Annotated in this window: 14 protein-coding genes; 3 read left to right on the forward strand and 11 right to left on the reverse strand. The window is 56.0% G+C overall.

The features are described 5' to 3' along the window. Positions 1-73: 73 nt before the first annotated feature. Complete coding sequence (locus ACZ1GS_RS11915) at positions 74-1,528, forward strand: coniferyl aldehyde dehydrogenase (protein ID WP_472695403.1); 1,455 nt, start codon at positions 74-76, stop codon at positions 1,526-1,528. 20 nt (positions 1,529-1,548) lie between these two features. On the opposite strand, the gene ACZ1GS_RS11920 is transcribed toward ACZ1GS_RS11915, so the two are convergent. Then, the gene (locus tag ACZ1GS_RS11920; RefSeq protein ID WP_472695404.1) at positions 1,549-3,090 is read right to left on the reverse strand and encodes a hypothetical protein; all 1,542 of its coding nucleotides are present in this window, start codon (positions 3,088-3,090) and stop codon (positions 1,549-1,551) included. Positions 3,091-3,292: 202 nt separating this feature from the next. Here ACZ1GS_RS11920 and ACZ1GS_RS11925 point away from each other — a divergent pair, with 202 nt between their 5' ends. Beyond that, positions 3,293-4,312 carry a glycosyltransferase family 2 protein gene (locus tag ACZ1GS_RS11925; RefSeq protein WP_472695405.1) on the forward strand — a complete coding sequence of 340 codons (1,020 nt, stop codon included), beginning with the start codon at positions 3,293-3,295 and terminating at the stop codon, positions 4,310-4,312. Here the strand turns inward: ACZ1GS_RS11925 and ACZ1GS_RS11930 are convergent. Both ACZ1GS_RS11930 and ACZ1GS_RS11935 read right to left on the reverse strand, forming a co-directional pair. Continuing rightward, positions 4,238-4,660, reverse strand: coding sequence for a GtrA family protein (locus ACZ1GS_RS11930; protein ID WP_472695406.1), 423 nt, complete (start codon positions 4,658-4,660; stop codon positions 4,238-4,240). The genes ACZ1GS_RS11925 and ACZ1GS_RS11930 overlap by 75 nt on opposite strands. 87 nt (positions 4,661-4,747) lie before the next feature. Next, positions 4,748-6,121, reverse strand: coding sequence for a DEAD/DEAH box helicase (locus ACZ1GS_RS11935; protein ID WP_472695407.1), 1,374 nt, complete (start codon positions 6,119-6,121; stop codon positions 4,748-4,750). 306 nt (positions 6,122-6,427) lie between these two features. Here ACZ1GS_RS11935 and ggt point away from each other — a divergent pair, with 306 nt between their 5' ends. Continuing rightward, positions 6,428-8,221 (forward strand): gamma-glutamyltransferase, encoded by a 1,794-nt coding sequence (ggt, locus tag ACZ1GS_RS11940; protein WP_472695408.1) that lies wholly within the window; start codon positions 6,428-6,430, stop codon positions 8,219-8,221. A gap of 72 nt (positions 8,222-8,293) precedes the next feature. On the opposite strand, the gene ACZ1GS_RS11945 is transcribed toward ggt, so the two are convergent. The 8 genes from ACZ1GS_RS11945 to cydB all read right to left on the reverse strand — a co-directional run bounded on the left by ACZ1GS_RS11945 (position 8,294) and on the right by cydB (position 14,525). Further along, positions 8,294-8,464, reverse strand: a complete 171-nt coding sequence (locus ACZ1GS_RS11945) for a hypothetical protein (protein ID WP_472695409.1) — start codon at positions 8,462-8,464, stop codon at positions 8,294-8,296. Between the two features lie 121 nt (positions 8,465-8,585). Then, a complete protein-coding gene (locus ACZ1GS_RS11950) occupies positions 8,586-9,635 on the reverse strand; it encodes an AraC family transcriptional regulator (protein WP_472695410.1) in 1,050 nt (349 codons plus the stop codon). A 124-nt stretch (positions 9,636-9,759) separates the two neighbouring features. Beyond that, a complete protein-coding gene (locus tag ACZ1GS_RS11955) occupies positions 9,760-10,920 on the reverse strand; it encodes an acyl-CoA dehydrogenase family protein (protein WP_472695411.1) in 1,161 nt (386 codons plus the stop codon). Continuing rightward, a complete protein-coding gene (fghA, locus tag ACZ1GS_RS11960; protein WP_472695412.1) occupies positions 10,917-11,747 on the reverse strand; it encodes an S-formylglutathione hydrolase in 831 nt (276 codons plus the stop codon). The genes ACZ1GS_RS11955 and fghA overlap by 4 nt, the downstream gene beginning before the upstream one ends. 16 nt (positions 11,748-11,763) lie before the next feature. Then, the gene (locus ACZ1GS_RS11965) at positions 11,764-12,144 is read right to left on the reverse strand and encodes a VOC family protein (RefSeq protein WP_472695413.1); all 381 of its coding nucleotides are present in this window, start codon (positions 12,142-12,144) and stop codon (positions 11,764-11,766) included. 53 nt (positions 12,145-12,197) lie between these two features. Then, positions 12,198-13,307 carry an S-(hydroxymethyl)glutathione dehydrogenase/class III alcohol dehydrogenase gene (locus ACZ1GS_RS11970; protein ID WP_472695414.1) on the reverse strand — a complete coding sequence of 370 codons (1,110 nt, stop codon included), beginning with the start codon at positions 13,305-13,307 and terminating at the stop codon, positions 12,198-12,200. 88 nt (positions 13,308-13,395) lie between these two features. Further along, complete coding sequence (locus tag ACZ1GS_RS11975; RefSeq protein ID WP_472695415.1) at positions 13,396-13,530, reverse strand: DUF2474 domain-containing protein; 135 nt, start codon at positions 13,528-13,530, stop codon at positions 13,396-13,398. Further along, positions 13,530-14,525: a cytochrome d ubiquinol oxidase subunit II gene (gene cydB / locus ACZ1GS_RS11980; RefSeq protein WP_472695416.1), complete on the reverse strand. Its 996-nt coding sequence runs from the start codon at positions 14,523-14,525 to the stop codon at positions 13,530-13,532. Before cydB ends, ACZ1GS_RS11975 begins: the two co-directional genes overlap by 1 nt.

Raw genomic sequence — 14,525 nt, forward strand, 5'->3', positions numbered from 1 at the left:
TTTAAGTAGCCAATTAAAACCGAATAGAAATCGGACCGGACCCGGTCAAAACGGACAGATTTGGAGAAGAAAAATGGAAGCATTGGAAGCAGCAGCAGGCGAAGTGCCGAAAGAAGAACTCGAAAAACTGTTCAAGGCGCAACGCGATGCCTTTCATGCGGAATTGCCGGTCAGCTATGAGACCCGCATGGACCGCATCAACCGCACGGCGCAGATGATGATCGATCACAAGGACGCGCTTTGCGAGGCGGTTTCCAACGATTTCGGTCATCGCAGCAGCGTGCAGACGGCAATGACCGATCTGATGTCGGTCGTCGGCCATGCCAAGGATCACCAGAAAAATCTCAAAAAATGGATGCGCCCCGAAAAGCGCAAGGCCGATTTTCCGTTGGGACTGCTCGGCGCCAGCGGCGTTGTTGAATATCAGCCCAAGGGTGTGGTCGGGGTTATCTCGCCGTGGAACTTCCCGATCAACCTCGCCTTCGATCCGGCCATTGGTGCTTTTGGGGCCGGCAACCGGGTGATGATCAAATTTTCCGAATTTTGTCCGGAAACCGGTGAACTGGTCAAGAAACTGGTGGCGGAATATTTTGCTCCGGAAGAAATGACGGTGATCACCGGTGGTCCGGAAACCGGCAAAGCCTTTTCGGAAATCCCGTGGGATCATCTGATCTTTACCGGCGGCGGCGGCATCGCCAAGCATGTCATGGCCGCTGCGGCCCAGAATTTGACGCCGGTCACACTCGAACTGGGCGGCAAATCGCCGACAATTATCGGCCCCGATGCCGATGTTCAAAAGGCGACGCAACGCATTGCGATGGGCAAGATGATGAATGCCGGCCAGATTTGCCTCGCACCGGATTATCTGATGGTCCCGCAGGACAAGGAAGACGCGGTGGTTGAAGGAATCGTGTCCAGTGCCAGCGAGCAATATCCGACGCTGATCGCCAATGACGACTATACGTCAGTGGTCAACGCACGACATAAGGAGCGCCTGCAGGGTCTGATTGACGATGCAGTGGCAAAGGGCGCCAAGCCAACTGAAGTCAATCCTGCGAACGAGGATTTTTCCAATACCAACAGCAACAAGATGCCGTTGACGGTGCTGCAGAATGTCAATGAGGACATGCGCGTGATGCAGGAAGAGATTTTCGGCCCGGTCTTGCCGGTCAAGACCTACCGCAATCTCGATGAGGCGGTGGAATATGTGAACGACCATGACCGGCCGCTCGGTCTTTATTATTTTGGCGAAACGGAATCGGACAAGCGCAAGGTGCTCGATCGTACGATTTCCGGCGGCGTGACGGTGAACGACGTGATCTTTCACATCGCGCAACATGATCTGCCCTTTGGTGGCGTCGGGCCTTCGGGCATGGGTGCCTATACCGGACCCGATGGCTTCAAGGAATTCAGCCATGCCAAGGCGGTCTATCGTCAGCCCAAGATCAATGTTGCCAAAATTGCCGGCTTCCTGCCCCCATATGGCGAGAGCACCGAGAAAACCATCAAGCAGCAGATGAAGCTTTAGGCACAACGAATGGCGAGGTTCTAGCGCGCTGGCGCCTTGTTCGTCACAGCCGATCGGCGATAGTGGGCGGTGCTCACTGCGGCCAGGGGCAGCACCCAGATGAGACGCATCTGGTAGCGGCCCTTGGCGCCGGACAGCGCACCACAGATCGCGGCATTGCCGAGAATCGCCAGCAACAGCAAAAAGCAGAAAGCTGCCGGACGGGTCAGCCGCCCCTGCTCGCGATAGGAGCGATAGATCAGGCGGGTGATCCAGGCCGCCGCGATCAGCGCGAGTAAAACGGTCGACAGCTCCCAGAAGCGGGTCGGCATTTCATTCTGGAACGCACGGGAGTTGACGTGCTGATCAATCATCGATGCGGGTATTTTCTCCAGAAACTGGTTTTTCTGCTTCGAGGTATAGTTGAAATTCGGCAGATCAAACGTGGCCAGTTGCTCCAGTGCGGACAATATCGAAACCTGCACGACGGTCAGCGGATGTTCCCGCACCACGTCGATCAGGAACGCGCGCTCCTCGCTGGCAAGCGCGCGCCGGGTGCGGTTGGATGCGGCGGTAAAAATGCCCTTGTTGGGGTCCTTGCTCCACAACAAGCTGTCATGATTATAATAGTCCAGTTCGAGCACCTTGCAAAATCCGCTGTCGCGTTGCGGACAATGCTTTTCAAGATATTCAAAGCCCGGGCCGTCATCGATCAGACGCGCAGCCAGAAAGGGCGGCATGACCGGGGCATTGCCGGAGAATTTTGTGACCCCCCAGCTGAACGCGGACTGCCCGGAAAAAGCCAGCAGGAACGCCAGCATAACCATCAATACCGGCTGCCGGGTCACGGTGAGAAATTTCAGACCATGCGCGGCCCATGCACAGATCAGCAAAGACCCGATCAAAAGGATATTGGTATTGTGAAAGAGCAGCGCAGCGGACAAGAGCAGAAACCAGAAACCGCGTTCCACCCTGCCCTGATTTGGCCAGAATGCCAATAGATGCAGAAAAGCCAGCAATCCGAGACCACCAAAAATGTCCGGCATGAGATAGCCGGAGAAGAAACCGACCGGGGTCAGCAGCGCGAGACCGGTTCCGAACAGGATCAGGTTTCTGGTTCCCGTCCGTTCCCCATTGCCTCCACCGAGCGCGCGGATCGTCAGGAGAATGCACAGGGCGACCAGCAGCGATTGCAATATCGCAACCAGCCAGAAATTCCCTGCCAGCTGGCCAATGTAGAGAAAAGTTCCATAATAAACCGACCGACCAGCGAGAGCGACAGGTGCATCCGCACTGCCAAAGACGGCCGGAGCATCGGTTGCGGCGGCTGTCCCGGCGGTGCTGCTGTCGGAAACCGGACCGGGATTATATTTTGCCTGAAATTCGTCGGACCAGGCCGATTCCAGTCCCGTGAGTTTGTAAATGCCCGCATCCGCCGCGCGGATATAGCTTGGCGTATCCGGCATATAAAAGGGTTCGCCATTGAGCAACGGCGGCCAGAGCAATACCAACGCGATCAGAATCACTGCGAGGCTGTTTCTGATCTTTGGGTTTTTCGAGAGGCTGCTCGACTTTTCTGCCATTTTTCAGACGCTTCGTACCTTCCGCTTTGGAGCCAGTCGGGGGTATGCGAATATCTGCCGGCTCACAACCATTTTTGCGAATGCAAGCGGTTGGATGCCGCTTTCACCCCATTTTGGGACAGAGATTACGGGTTTTCGCTTTACCAATGCCCGCCGATCCGTTTACCCCTCCTGTGCAATAGACGGGGCTATGGGGTAGAAAATGAAGTTGATCGTTCAAATACCGTGTTTCAATGAAGAGGGCACGCTGGAAGAGACCGTTGCCGATATCCCCAAAGCGATTGACGGGATCAAGACTATCGAGATCATGGTCATTGATGATGGTTCGGCAGATGGCACGGTTGCGCTGGCTGAAAAGCTCGGCGTCGATCACATCATCCGCAACAAGCGCAATCTCGGATTGGCGAGCACCTTTCGCAAGGGATTGGACAAGAGTCTGCAATTGGGGGCGGATATCATCGTCAATACCGACGGCGACAATCAATATTGTGGCGCCGACATCGCAAAGCTGGTGCAGCCCATTTTGGAGGGATCAGCCGATATCACCATCGGCGATCGCCAGACCGGTACGATTGCGCATTTCTCGACCGGGAAAAAGTTTCTCCAGCGTTTTGGCAGCTGGGTTGTACGGACCTTTTCGGATGTCGATGTTCCCGACGCAGTCAGCGGATTTCGCGCCATTTCTCGTGAAGCAGCGTTCAAGATCAATATCGTGTCCTCGTTCAGCTACACCATCGAGATGCTGATCCAGGTTGGCAAAAAGGGAATCGCGTTCAAAAGCGTCCCCATCCGTACCAATCCGAAAACCAGAGAATCCCGGCTTTTCAACAGCGTGTTCCGGTTTATCGAACGATCGGGCACGACGCTGATCCGGATGTACTCCATGTATCAGCCGTTGCGGGTTTTCACGACGCTCGGTCTAATCATCGGCTTGATCGGCACCATCCCGATGATCCGGTTTCTCTATTTCTACCTGTTCGTTTCCGGCGAAGGGAAAATTCAGTCGCTGGTGATCGGCTCTGCGCTATTGATCATCGGTATCCTGACCTTCATTCTTGGAATGATGGCAGACCTGATCAACCATAATCGCCAATTGATCGAAATGACGTTGGAAAAGCTGCGTTATCTCGAAGACAATAACGCCAAGCTAAGGGCGGATATTATCGACCGTACCGGCCGTGTCGAAAAGCCGTCGATACCAGAAAAACTTGATAAGAGTTGAGGTCAGCAGGATAACGAACAACGCGATGATGTAGGGAATATGGAAGATGGTGTTGAGCACCAGAAACAGTCCATATTCGGCCGATCGAAACGCCAGACTGCTCAACGCAAATTTGACAAAATCCTCGCGCACCGACTTGGCGCTGTTGAACACCACCCGCCGGAGCGAGACGAAGTTCACCAGATAGGCGATGATAAACGCGACCAGCACCGCCCATTTCTCGGGAATATTGCCGATTTCATGGAGCGCTATCGGGATACCAAGGGTGATCGAGGCGCTGGTCGCGCTGACAACCACAAAGCGCCGCACCTGTCGATGCAGCGTCTTGTCACCCAATCGCTCTAGCAAATTCGATATCACATCAACGGACCTGGTCGATTCTCTCTAGCTTTGCCGCAAGGCACCGGAAGCACCTTGCGGCAATGGCCAGATTATTCAAGCATCAGCCTTGCGATTGGCGCGCCGTTTGAAGGACTTGGCAGCATTGTTCCAGTGCTTGGGGCCGCCGCTTTTGCTCTTTGAACCAGGGCCACCGCGACCGCTGCCACCGCCGCCGGGGCGTCCCTTACGGGCGCTATGCTTGTTCTTGGAAGGACCGCCGCGGGTTGGCTTGGCGCCATATTTTTTTGGTTTTTGACCATAGATTCGCGGAGCGACTTCTTCGCGTGCCGGTTCATCATAACCTTCCGGCAAAGCAATCACTTCCGGTTTCACACCCGTCAGCTTTACAACATCTCGCAGGAACTGACGCTCGTCTGGCGCGACCAGCGAGTAAGAAATACCCGAAGCGCCGGCACGGGCGGTCCGCCCGATCCGATGGACATATTGTTCAGACACGTTCGGCATATCAAAATTGATGACATGGGTAATACCATCAACATCAATCCCGCGTGCCGCAATATCCGTAGCAACAAGAATGTTGATCTTGCCCTTTTTGAAGTCACCCAAAGCGCGCTCGCGCTGTGGCTGGCTTTTATTGCCGTGGATGGCTGCGGAATGGATACCGACCGCCATCAGATTTTTCACAACCTTGTCCGCGCCATGTTTGGTCTGGGTAAAGACCAGCATATGATCGGGATTTTCCTTGTTGATGAAATCCTTCAGGAGACGCTGTTTATCGTCCTGGTTGATATAGGTAACCTTCTGGTCCACCCGTTCGGCGGTGGTTGATTGCGGCGCAACCGAGACCTGCACGGGGTTGGTCAGGAACTGGTCAGCCAGCTGCGAAATGGTCTTGGGCATGGTCGCCGAGAAAAACAGGCTCTGGCGCTGCCGGGGCAGCATTGGAACAATTTTCTTGAGCGGCACAATGAAGCCCAGATCGAGCATTTGATCGGCTTCGTCGAGCACCAGGATTTCCACTTTGTCCAGCGTCAGGAAGCGCCGGTCGATCAAGTCAAGCAAGCGCCCCGGTGTCGCAACGAGAACGTCGACACCACGTTCCAATACGCGTTTCTGTTTGTTGATCGGAACGCCACCAAAAGCGGAGGTCACGAACATGCCAAGACCCTTGGAATAGGTTACCATGCTGTCGGCAATCTGCCGGGCCAGTTCGCGGGTTGGGGCCAGGACCAGCATCCGGCATTCAAAACGGCCAGCCTTGCGCTTGTCCTTCAGCAGATGATGGATGGACGGCAGCGAGAACGCAGCGGTCTTGCCGGTGCCGGTTTGGGCGATGCCCAATATGTCCTTGCCTTCCAGCGCGGGCGGGATCGCCTGCTGCTGAATCGGGGATGGCGTCGTGTAACCGCCATCGGCCACACGTTTTTGGATCGGTTCCGCCAGCGCGAAATCAGAAAATTTGGTCAAAAATAATACCTTAAAATAAGCAGCCAGTGGGCGCAGCACGAGAAAAACTCATGCGCGCGTTCGCCGTCGGTTAAGACGACCCGCGTGATCAGGCTGCCGGAAAATGAGAAGCAATGAAGGCGATAGGTTCGAGATACACTGTGCATCTCTCACGCAGAACTCTCGCCAGACAGATTTCTGCCTTTGCTGCGATGCAACATAGGCGCATTTGCAACAAAGTCAAGCAGCGTGCGCAAGGGATGGGCTTGATGCTTTGCCTGATGTGGGTAAGGTGGCGCATCAATCTTACAAGTTTTGGAACTTATTATGCGCATGTCCGCCTGCCTTGCTATCGCAGCACTGACCCTCTCCCCCTTACCGGCCTCGGCTCAGGACAACGCGGATGCCGCGACGAAACCGGCTCTGGAGATCGGTGGCGGTGGTCGTCCGGTGGGCGAAGCCTGGTCGCGCAGTCCCGTTCACGCCGCCAATGGCATGGCTGCGACCGCCCATCCGCTGGCCAGCCAGGTAGCGATCGATATTCTGAAAAAGGGTGGCAATGCCGTCGATGCGGCGATTGCCGCCAATGCGGCTCTCGGACTGATGGAGCCAACCGGCAATGGTATTGGCGGCGATCTGTTTGCGATCATCTGGGATCCCAAGACGCAGAAACTTTATGGCCTGAACGGATCCGGCAAAAGCCCGATGGGCACATCCTACAAGCAATTTGTCAAACAACTGGATGGCCGCAAAACCATCCCACCTTTTGGTCCCCTGCCGGTGACGGTTCCCGGCACGGTTGACGGCTGGTTTGAAATGCATGGCAAATTTGGCAAGCTCAGCATGGCAGACATATTGGCGCCGACCATTGCCTATGCGCGCGAGGGCCATCCGGTCGCGCCGGTTATCGGCTATTATTTCGCGAGCAATCTCAGGCGTTTTGAACAAAGCCTTGAGATGATTGGGGAGTTTGACAATGCGCGGGCCACCTACTTCGCCAATGGCGCGCCGAAAGCCGGTGAAATCTTCAAGAATCCGGATCTTGCCGATACGCTGAGCGCCATCGCCTCGGGCGGCCGCGATGCTTTCTACAAAGGCGCAATAGCTCGGACGATCGACAGCTACTTCAAGCGGATCGGCGGGAATCTGCGCTATGAAGATCTGGCGGCGCATAGCAGCAAATGGGTTGATCCGGGCTGCGTCACTTATCGCAATGGCTATGAGCTTTGTGAATTGCCGCCGAACTCCCAGGGCTTTGCAGCGTTGCAAATGGCAAACATATTGAAGAATATCGATCTCGCGCAATATCCGCGTGGCAGCGCGGAAGTGCTGCACTACATCACCGAGGCCAAGCGCCTCGCCTTTGAAGATGTTGCGCGCTTCTATGCCGACCCCGACATGTCGCCCGCGCCGCTCGACTGGCTGTTGTCCGATGCCTATGGGAAAGAGCGTTTTGCCCTGATCGATCCCGCCAAGGCATCACCAGCGTTCGGACCAGGCGAACCCAAGCTCGAGGGCGAAGGCGACACAACCTATCTGACTGTTGCCGACAAGGACGGTATGATGGTGTCGCTGATCCAGTCCAACTATCGCGGCATGGGCAGCGGCCTGGTTGCCGATGGTCTCGGCTTCATGTTTCAGGACCGCGGCGAACTCTATTCGCTCGATCCCGACCATCCGAATGTCTATGCACCAGGCAAACGACCGTTTCAGACGATCATTCCCGCTTTCATGAAAAAAGACGGCAAGCCCTATATGTCCTTCGGCCTGATGGGCGGCGGCATGCAGCCGCAGGGGCATGTTCAGGTGATGATCAACATGGTCGACTATGGCATGAACTTGCAGGAAGCTGGCGATGCGGCGCGGCTCAATCATGATGGGGGCCGCCAACCCACCCAGGATTTGGAAGGCACGGGCGCCGATTTGCTGGGCACGCTCCATGTCGAGCCCGGCATATCGGAGGCAACGATCAAGCGGCTGAAAGCCATGGGGCACCAGGTCAAGGTCATCAGCAACGGCGCCATGTTTGGTGGTTATCAGGCCCTCGTCCGGGATCCGGATACCGGCGTCTATACCGGTGCTACCGAGATGCGGAAAGATGGGCAGGCGCTGGGATATTAAATTCCAAGACTATTCGGAAAAAATGAGGGCGTCGTCCAAAGGCGGCGCGCAGAAAACCACCCAGTGTGGGGATCAGCTTTGCATCGCTTCCAGGTTGTCCTTCGCAACGGTACCGGAGTCGAGCGCTTCGATGGCCTCCATTATCCGGATCGCTGTCATGCGCGCACCGAGGTCATCCGCAGCTTGCAGGGACAGCTCGAGATCGCGCCGCAATTGATCAATTTTGTCCGCTTGATCGCCCAATATTTTCCCTCACCCAAATCCCCAATGGACGGCTTGCGGCATAAGCTGATACATATTGATACGTCTTCTCAAATCTCGAAAATTATCCGCTTTTGGAAAAATGAGAAGTGCCCGAACACGGTCAGGACGTTTCTCTTTGCACCACTTTCTGTTCGCGATAGGCGGAAGGGGCAATACCAAATTCCGATTTGAAAACCCGATTAAAGGACGGGATCGAATTGAAGCCAGCGTCAAAGGCAATGGTCGTTATCGGTTCGCCATCGCGCGCCGCGTCTGAAAGCGCGGCTTTCACTTCCTGCAATCGATAGGAATTGAGGAATTCGCGAAAATTCTTGTATCCCATTGTCTGGTTGATCAACTGGCTCAACTGATATTCCGGCATGCCCGCCGCTTTGGCGAGCATCCCAATGGTGAGATCATGCTGACGATGAATACCGGCTTGCATGACATTCTCCAGCTTGCGGACCTTCTCGTCCACGGCATCCACGCACTCGGATTTCTTCGCTTTGACCGCTTTTGCCGGCGATTTCTGATAATAGTCAGAAATACAAATCGCGAGCAACGCCAGCGCGAGCCCGGTTGCAAAAACCGCCATGAAGACATTGAGAACCGAATAATATGTCGAGTGGAGATATTCGGTATTGGCCAGATCCCCTTCCAGCGCGAAAACAATCGCCGGCCGAATGAGAGATTGGAATGCCATCAGGAAAAACGCAACGAACAGCCAGAAATCCAGGCGGCTGGTCTGGCGGTTCGTCCAGAGGCTCCTGGCCCCTATCAGAAGGATCGTACCATAGACGATATTGGCCAGAATGACCCGCAAATTGGCCCATTCGCTCGTGGCATGGATCCACATCAAAAGCGGCGTCACGCCGATCACGAGCACCAGTGCAAAGATGATATGGCTTGGCTTTTCAGCCCGACTACACGCCGCCCAAACCATCAATATGACAGCGATCGAGTAGCAGATATGGGTGCCCACAACATGCCAAATGTCGGCTGCAGACAAACCAATATTGGATACGAACATTCCTGCGCCCAACGCGAAATAGCCTGCGGCGATGGCGCGGATATAGCTCCGGTGCTTTTGAACCCACCACAGCCCAAGAAACAGCAGGCTCATCATCACCATGAGGAGCGGGTTCAACAAGCCAATGATATTTGCCGTCATCGCGGTGCCGATCGCTTGCGGGTTGGTGAAATCATACGTATCTTATTATCATGACAGAGTTGAGTTCAAAATGCACCACCAGCTCTTTCCGCATTCCCAAAACGAGACAGCCGCCCCGACGCCATCAATAGGATCGCGGCAGGCCAAGCACATGTTCCGCCAGATAGGACAGAATCAGATTGGTGGAGATGGGCGCAATTTGGTATAACCGGGTTTCCCGCCACTTGCGTTCGATGTCATAATCCTCCGCAAAGGCGAACCCGCCATGGGTCTGCATACAGGATTCGCCCGCTGCCCAGGACGCTTCGGACGCCAACATCTTGGCCATATTCGCTTCTGCTGCCATCGGTTCTCCGGCATCAAACAGACGCGCCGCTTTTTGCACCATCAAATCAGCCGCTTCGGTTTGCGCATAGCTTCTGGCGATCGGAAATTGGACGCCCTGATTTTGACCGATCGGACGATCAAAAACTTCGCGCTCCTTGGCATAATGAGAGGCTTTCTCGGTAAACCAGCGGGCATCACCAATACACTCCGCTGCGATCAGCACGCGCTCGGCATTCATGCCGTTGAGGATATAGCGCAGCCCCTTGCCCTCTTCGCCAATCAGATTGTCCGCCGGCACCCGCAAGTCATCGAAATAGACTTCGGTGGTGGAATGATTGATCATCGTGCGAATAGGCTTGATCGTCAGACCATTACCAACCGCTTCGCGCATATCGACGATAAATACAGACAGACCATCGGTGCGCCGCTCCACCTGATCCTGCGGGGTTGTCCGCGCGAGCAATATCATCAGATCGCTATATTCCGCGCGACTGGTCCACACCTTCTGGCCGTTCACGACATAGCTATCGCCGTCGCGTACGGCCGTCGTTTTCAATCCCAATGTGTTGGTCCCGCTACCAGGTTCGGTAACACCAAAAGCCTGCAGACGCAGGTCACCGGTCGCAATCGAGGGCAGATATTGCTGTTTCTGGGCGGCGCTGCCGTCGCGTAATATGGTGCCCATGATATACATTTGCGCATGGCAGGCGCTCGCATTGCAACCGCTGCGATGAATTTCTTCCAATATGGCGGCCGCCGCGGTCAGACCCAGACCGCTGCCCCCATATTCGGTGGGAATCAGCGCCGCCAGAAAACCCGCCTCGGTTAACGCGTCGACAAATTCTCCGGGATAGGCGCGCGCGCGATCTTTTTCGCGCCAATAGCTGCCCGGGAAATCGCCGCATAGTGCGCGTACCGCCTCACGGACCTGTTCAATATCTTCTGCTTCAGCGCTCACGACAAGCGCTCCGCATGCCAATGCAAATGGTCATCCATGAATGTCGAGATTGTGAAATAGCTGTGATCATGCCCCGTCCTCTGATTGACGGTCAGAGGGATAGCCGCTTGTTCGCAAGCCGCCACTAGCAAATTCGGTTTGAGCTGTTCGTCGAGAAATTGATCATCGAGCCCCTGATCGATCATGATGTCCGTGACCCGCGCGCCGTCTTCGATCAGCGCGCAGGCATCATAGTCCCTCCAGGCCTTTTTGTTTTCACCCAGATAACGCCCCAAGGCCTTTTTGCCCCACAGGCATTGGCTTGGCGCCACAATCGGGGCGAAGGCCGACACGCTCTTGTAGACATCCGGATTGCGCAACGCACAGGTCAACGCCCCATGCCCGCCCATGCTGTGGCCGAAAATGCCCTGGCGTGATGGATCAACCGGAAAATGCTCGGCGACCAGTTCCGGCAACTCCTGCTCGATATACCGGCGCATCTGGAAATGCTCGGCCCATGGTTCCTGGGTGGCATCGACATAAAAGCTGGCACCCTGCCCCAGATCATAGCCGGGGTCATCCGGCACACCCTCTCCGCGCGGGGAAGTATCCGGGCAAATGATGATCAGGCCGAGCGCACTGGCCAGCCGCCGATATTCGCCCTTTTCCATCACATTGGCATGGGTGCATGTGAGCCCCGAAAGATACCAGAGCGTCGGGAGGCGCGTGCCTTCGGCGTGATCCGGGACATAGACCGCGAATGTCATGGCGGTCTGTGTCGCGGCGGAGGCGTGGCGATAAACGCCCTGCACTCCGCCGAAAGCCCGGTTGGTTGATACGGTTTCCATAGCGCTGGAAATCAGCTTATTTCATCTGATGCAAAGCGCACAGCTTGTTGCCCGACGGATCCCGCAAATAGGCTAGATAAAGTTTGCCGAGGCCGCCTTCCCGCACACCCGGTGGATCTTCGATGGTGGTACCGCCATTGGCCAGTCCTGCAGCGTGCCAGGCATCGGCAGTAGCCGGATCCTTGGCCGCAAAACCGACAGTGCTGCCATTGCCGCAAGTCGCAGGCTGGCCGTCAATTGGCGGGCTGATCGAGAAGATACCGGTTTCGGTGAACCAGAATATCCGACCCTTGTCGTCGGGCGTTCCGGGTCCATATCCCATGGCGCCCAAAGTCGCGTCGTAAAATTTCTTCGAAGCTTCGATATCGTTCGCTCCGACCATGATGTGGCTGTACATAAATTCTCTCCTTGGTTGGTAATGTTCGGGTGTGTAGAAATTGCGATGGTGACTTAGAATACCACCACTGACCGGATGCTTTCCCCCGCATGCATCAAGTCAAAGCCCTTGTTGATCTCGTCCAATGTAAGCGTGTGCGTGATCATCGGATCAATCTCGATCTTGCCGTTCACATACCAGTCGACAATCTTCGGCACATCGGTCCGACCGCGGGCGCCGCCAAAGGCTGTGCCTTTCCAGACCCGGCCGGTGACGAGTTGAAAAGGCCGGGTCGAGATTTCCTTGCCGGCTTCTGCCACACCGATGATAATGCTCTCGCCCCACCCGCGATGACAGGATTCCAGCGCCTGGCGCATGACGTCGGTATTGCCGGTACAGTCGAACGTATAGTCGGCGCCGCCGTCAGTGAGTGCGACGAGATGCTCTACAACATCGCCATCCAGCGCGCCCGGATTGACGAAATGAGTCATCCCGAATTTCCGGCCCCAGGACTCGCGCTCGGGGTTGATATCGACACCGATAATCTTGTCGGCTCCGACCATGCGGGCCCCTTGCAGCACATTGAGGCCAATGCCGCCCAGTCCGAACACGATGACATTGGAGCCCGGCTCCACCTTGGCTGTGTTGGTGACGGCACCCACACCTGTGGTCACGCCGCATCCGATATAGCAGCTCTTGTCAAACGGCGCGTCGGTGCGGATTTTCGCGACCGCAATTTCGGGCACGACAATGAAATTCGAGAAGGTAGAGCATCCCATATAGTGGTAAATGGCTTCACCGCGGTAAGACATTCTACTGGTGCCGTCGGGCATGACGCCCTGCCCCTGGGTCGATCGGATCGCAGTACAGAGATTGGTTTTGCCGGACAGGCAGGATTTGCACTGCCGGCATTCCGGGGTGTAAAGCGGGATGACATGATCATCCACGGCAACGGATGAAACCCCGGCCCCCACTTCGCGCACAATTCCGGCGCCCTCATGACCCAGAACGCTGGGAAACTTGCCTTCGCTGTCGAGGCCGTCGAGCGTATAGGCATCGGTGTGACAGATCCCCGTGGCCATGATTTCGACCAACACTTCCCCGGCCTTGGGGCCTTCCAGATCAAGCTCGACAATTTCAAGCGGTTTCTTGGCTTCAAAGGCCACGGCGGCGCGGGTTTTCATGAAAGCGAGTCCTTCTTTACAACAAGGACGCACAGTCTGGCGCAAAGCGACAGGCTATTCAATGCGTTGTTGCGCTAAAGGGCCATGTTTATGCGATCCACAGACGCAGGATATAAGCGACAACGCCCAGCACCGAGATGCTGATCCCCCAAATCAGGACCATCCAGCCCAATCGCTGCCATAATGGGGCCTGTTCGGCGTCTGAGAAATCCGGCTCAACCATCAATGATAGCCTTCATGGCCGACCTTGCCGCGGAACACCCAATAGGCCCAGCCGGTATAGATGAGGATCAGCGGAACCGTGATCACCACGCCGATCAGCATGAATATCTGGCTGCTTTCGGGGACCGCTGCGTCCCAAATCGTGATCTGGTTCGGCACGATATAGGGAAACATCGAAATCCCGAGCCCCACCATCCCGAGCAGAAACAGGCCGAGAGAAATCAGAAAGGGCGACGCTTCCCATTTTCTGGCTAGGCCTTTGAAAAGGAAATAGGCCAGAATCAATACAAGCAAGGGCACCTGGGCAGCGAACAGGATGTTCGGCATTTCGAACCAGCGGGTCCAATATTGGGCATCAAGAAACGGCGTGTACAAGCTGACGGCCGCCATCAGCGCCAGCGTCGCCAGAGCAGCGGGCTTGGCCAGCCGATAGGCCATGTCCTGCGCGCCATGTTCTGTCTTCCAGATCAACCACGTCGCCCCGAGCAGCGCATAGCCGGCGACCGTGCCGACTCCCGTCAACAGCGTGTAAGGCGTGAACCAGTCGAACCAGGAGCCGGCATAGGCACGGTCGGCGACATCGACACCTTGTAACAAGGCGCCGAGGATCATGCCTTGCGAAAAGGCGGCCGCGAACGACCCGCCGGTAAAGGCAAAGTCCCAAAAGGCCCGATGGTCGGGATCGCGCCAGCGAAATTCAAACGCCACGCCGCGAAACACCAGGCCGAGCAACATGATGATGATCAGCGGATAGGTTGCCGGCAAGATGACCGCATAAGCCAGCGGGAAAGCCGCCATCAGACCGCCGCCGCCGAGCACCAGCCAGGTCTCGTTGCCGTCCCAGACCGGGGCGATGCTGTTCATCGCCTGATCGCGGTCTTCGCCCACGGCAAAGGCGGGAAACAAGATGCCGATGCCCAGATCAAAGCCGTCCATGACGACATAGGCAAAAACGGCAAAGGCGATGATGAAAGCCCAGATGACGGTCAGATCCAT

It is taken from the genome of Parasphingorhabdus sp. W113 (genome assembly GCF_055693205.1).

Excerpts from the sequence above, each read along its gene's own strand:
- ACZ1GS_RS11915 (WP_472695403.1), top strand. The coding sequence starts at position 74 with ATGGAAGCATTGGAAGCAGCAGCAGGCGAAGTGCCGAAAGAAGAACTC.
- ACZ1GS_RS11920 (WP_472695404.1), bottom strand. The coding sequence starts at position 3,090 with ATGGCAGAAAAGTCGAGCAGCCTCTCGAAAAACCCAAAGATCAGAAAC.
- ACZ1GS_RS11925 (WP_472695405.1), top strand. The coding sequence starts at position 3,293 with ATGAAGTTGATCGTTCAAATACCGTGTTTCAATGAAGAGGGCACGCTG.
- ggt (WP_472695408.1), top strand. The coding sequence starts at position 6,428 with ATGCGCATGTCCGCCTGCCTTGCTATCGCAGCACTGACCCTCTCCCCC.
- ACZ1GS_RS11950 (WP_472695410.1), bottom strand. The coding sequence starts at position 9,635 with ATGACGGCAAATATCATTGGCTTGTTGAACCCGCTCCTCATGGTGATG.
- fghA (WP_472695412.1), bottom strand. The coding sequence starts at position 11,747 with ATGGAAACCGTATCAACCAACCGGGCTTTCGGCGGAGTGCAGGGCGTT.
- ACZ1GS_RS11965 (WP_472695413.1), bottom strand. The coding sequence starts at position 12,144 with ATGTACAGCCACATCATGGTCGGAGCGAACGATATCGAAGCTTCGAAG.
- ACZ1GS_RS11970 (WP_472695414.1), bottom strand. The coding sequence starts at position 13,307 with ATGAAAACCCGCGCCGCCGTGGCCTTTGAAGCCAAGAAACCGCTTGAA.
- ACZ1GS_RS11975 (WP_472695415.1), bottom strand. The coding sequence starts at position 13,530 with ATGGTTGAGCCGGATTTCTCAGACGCCGAACAGGCCCCATTATGGCAG.
- cydB (WP_472695416.1), bottom strand. The coding sequence starts at position 14,525 with ATGGATCTGACCGTCATCTGGGCTTTCATCATCGCCTTTGCCGTTTTT.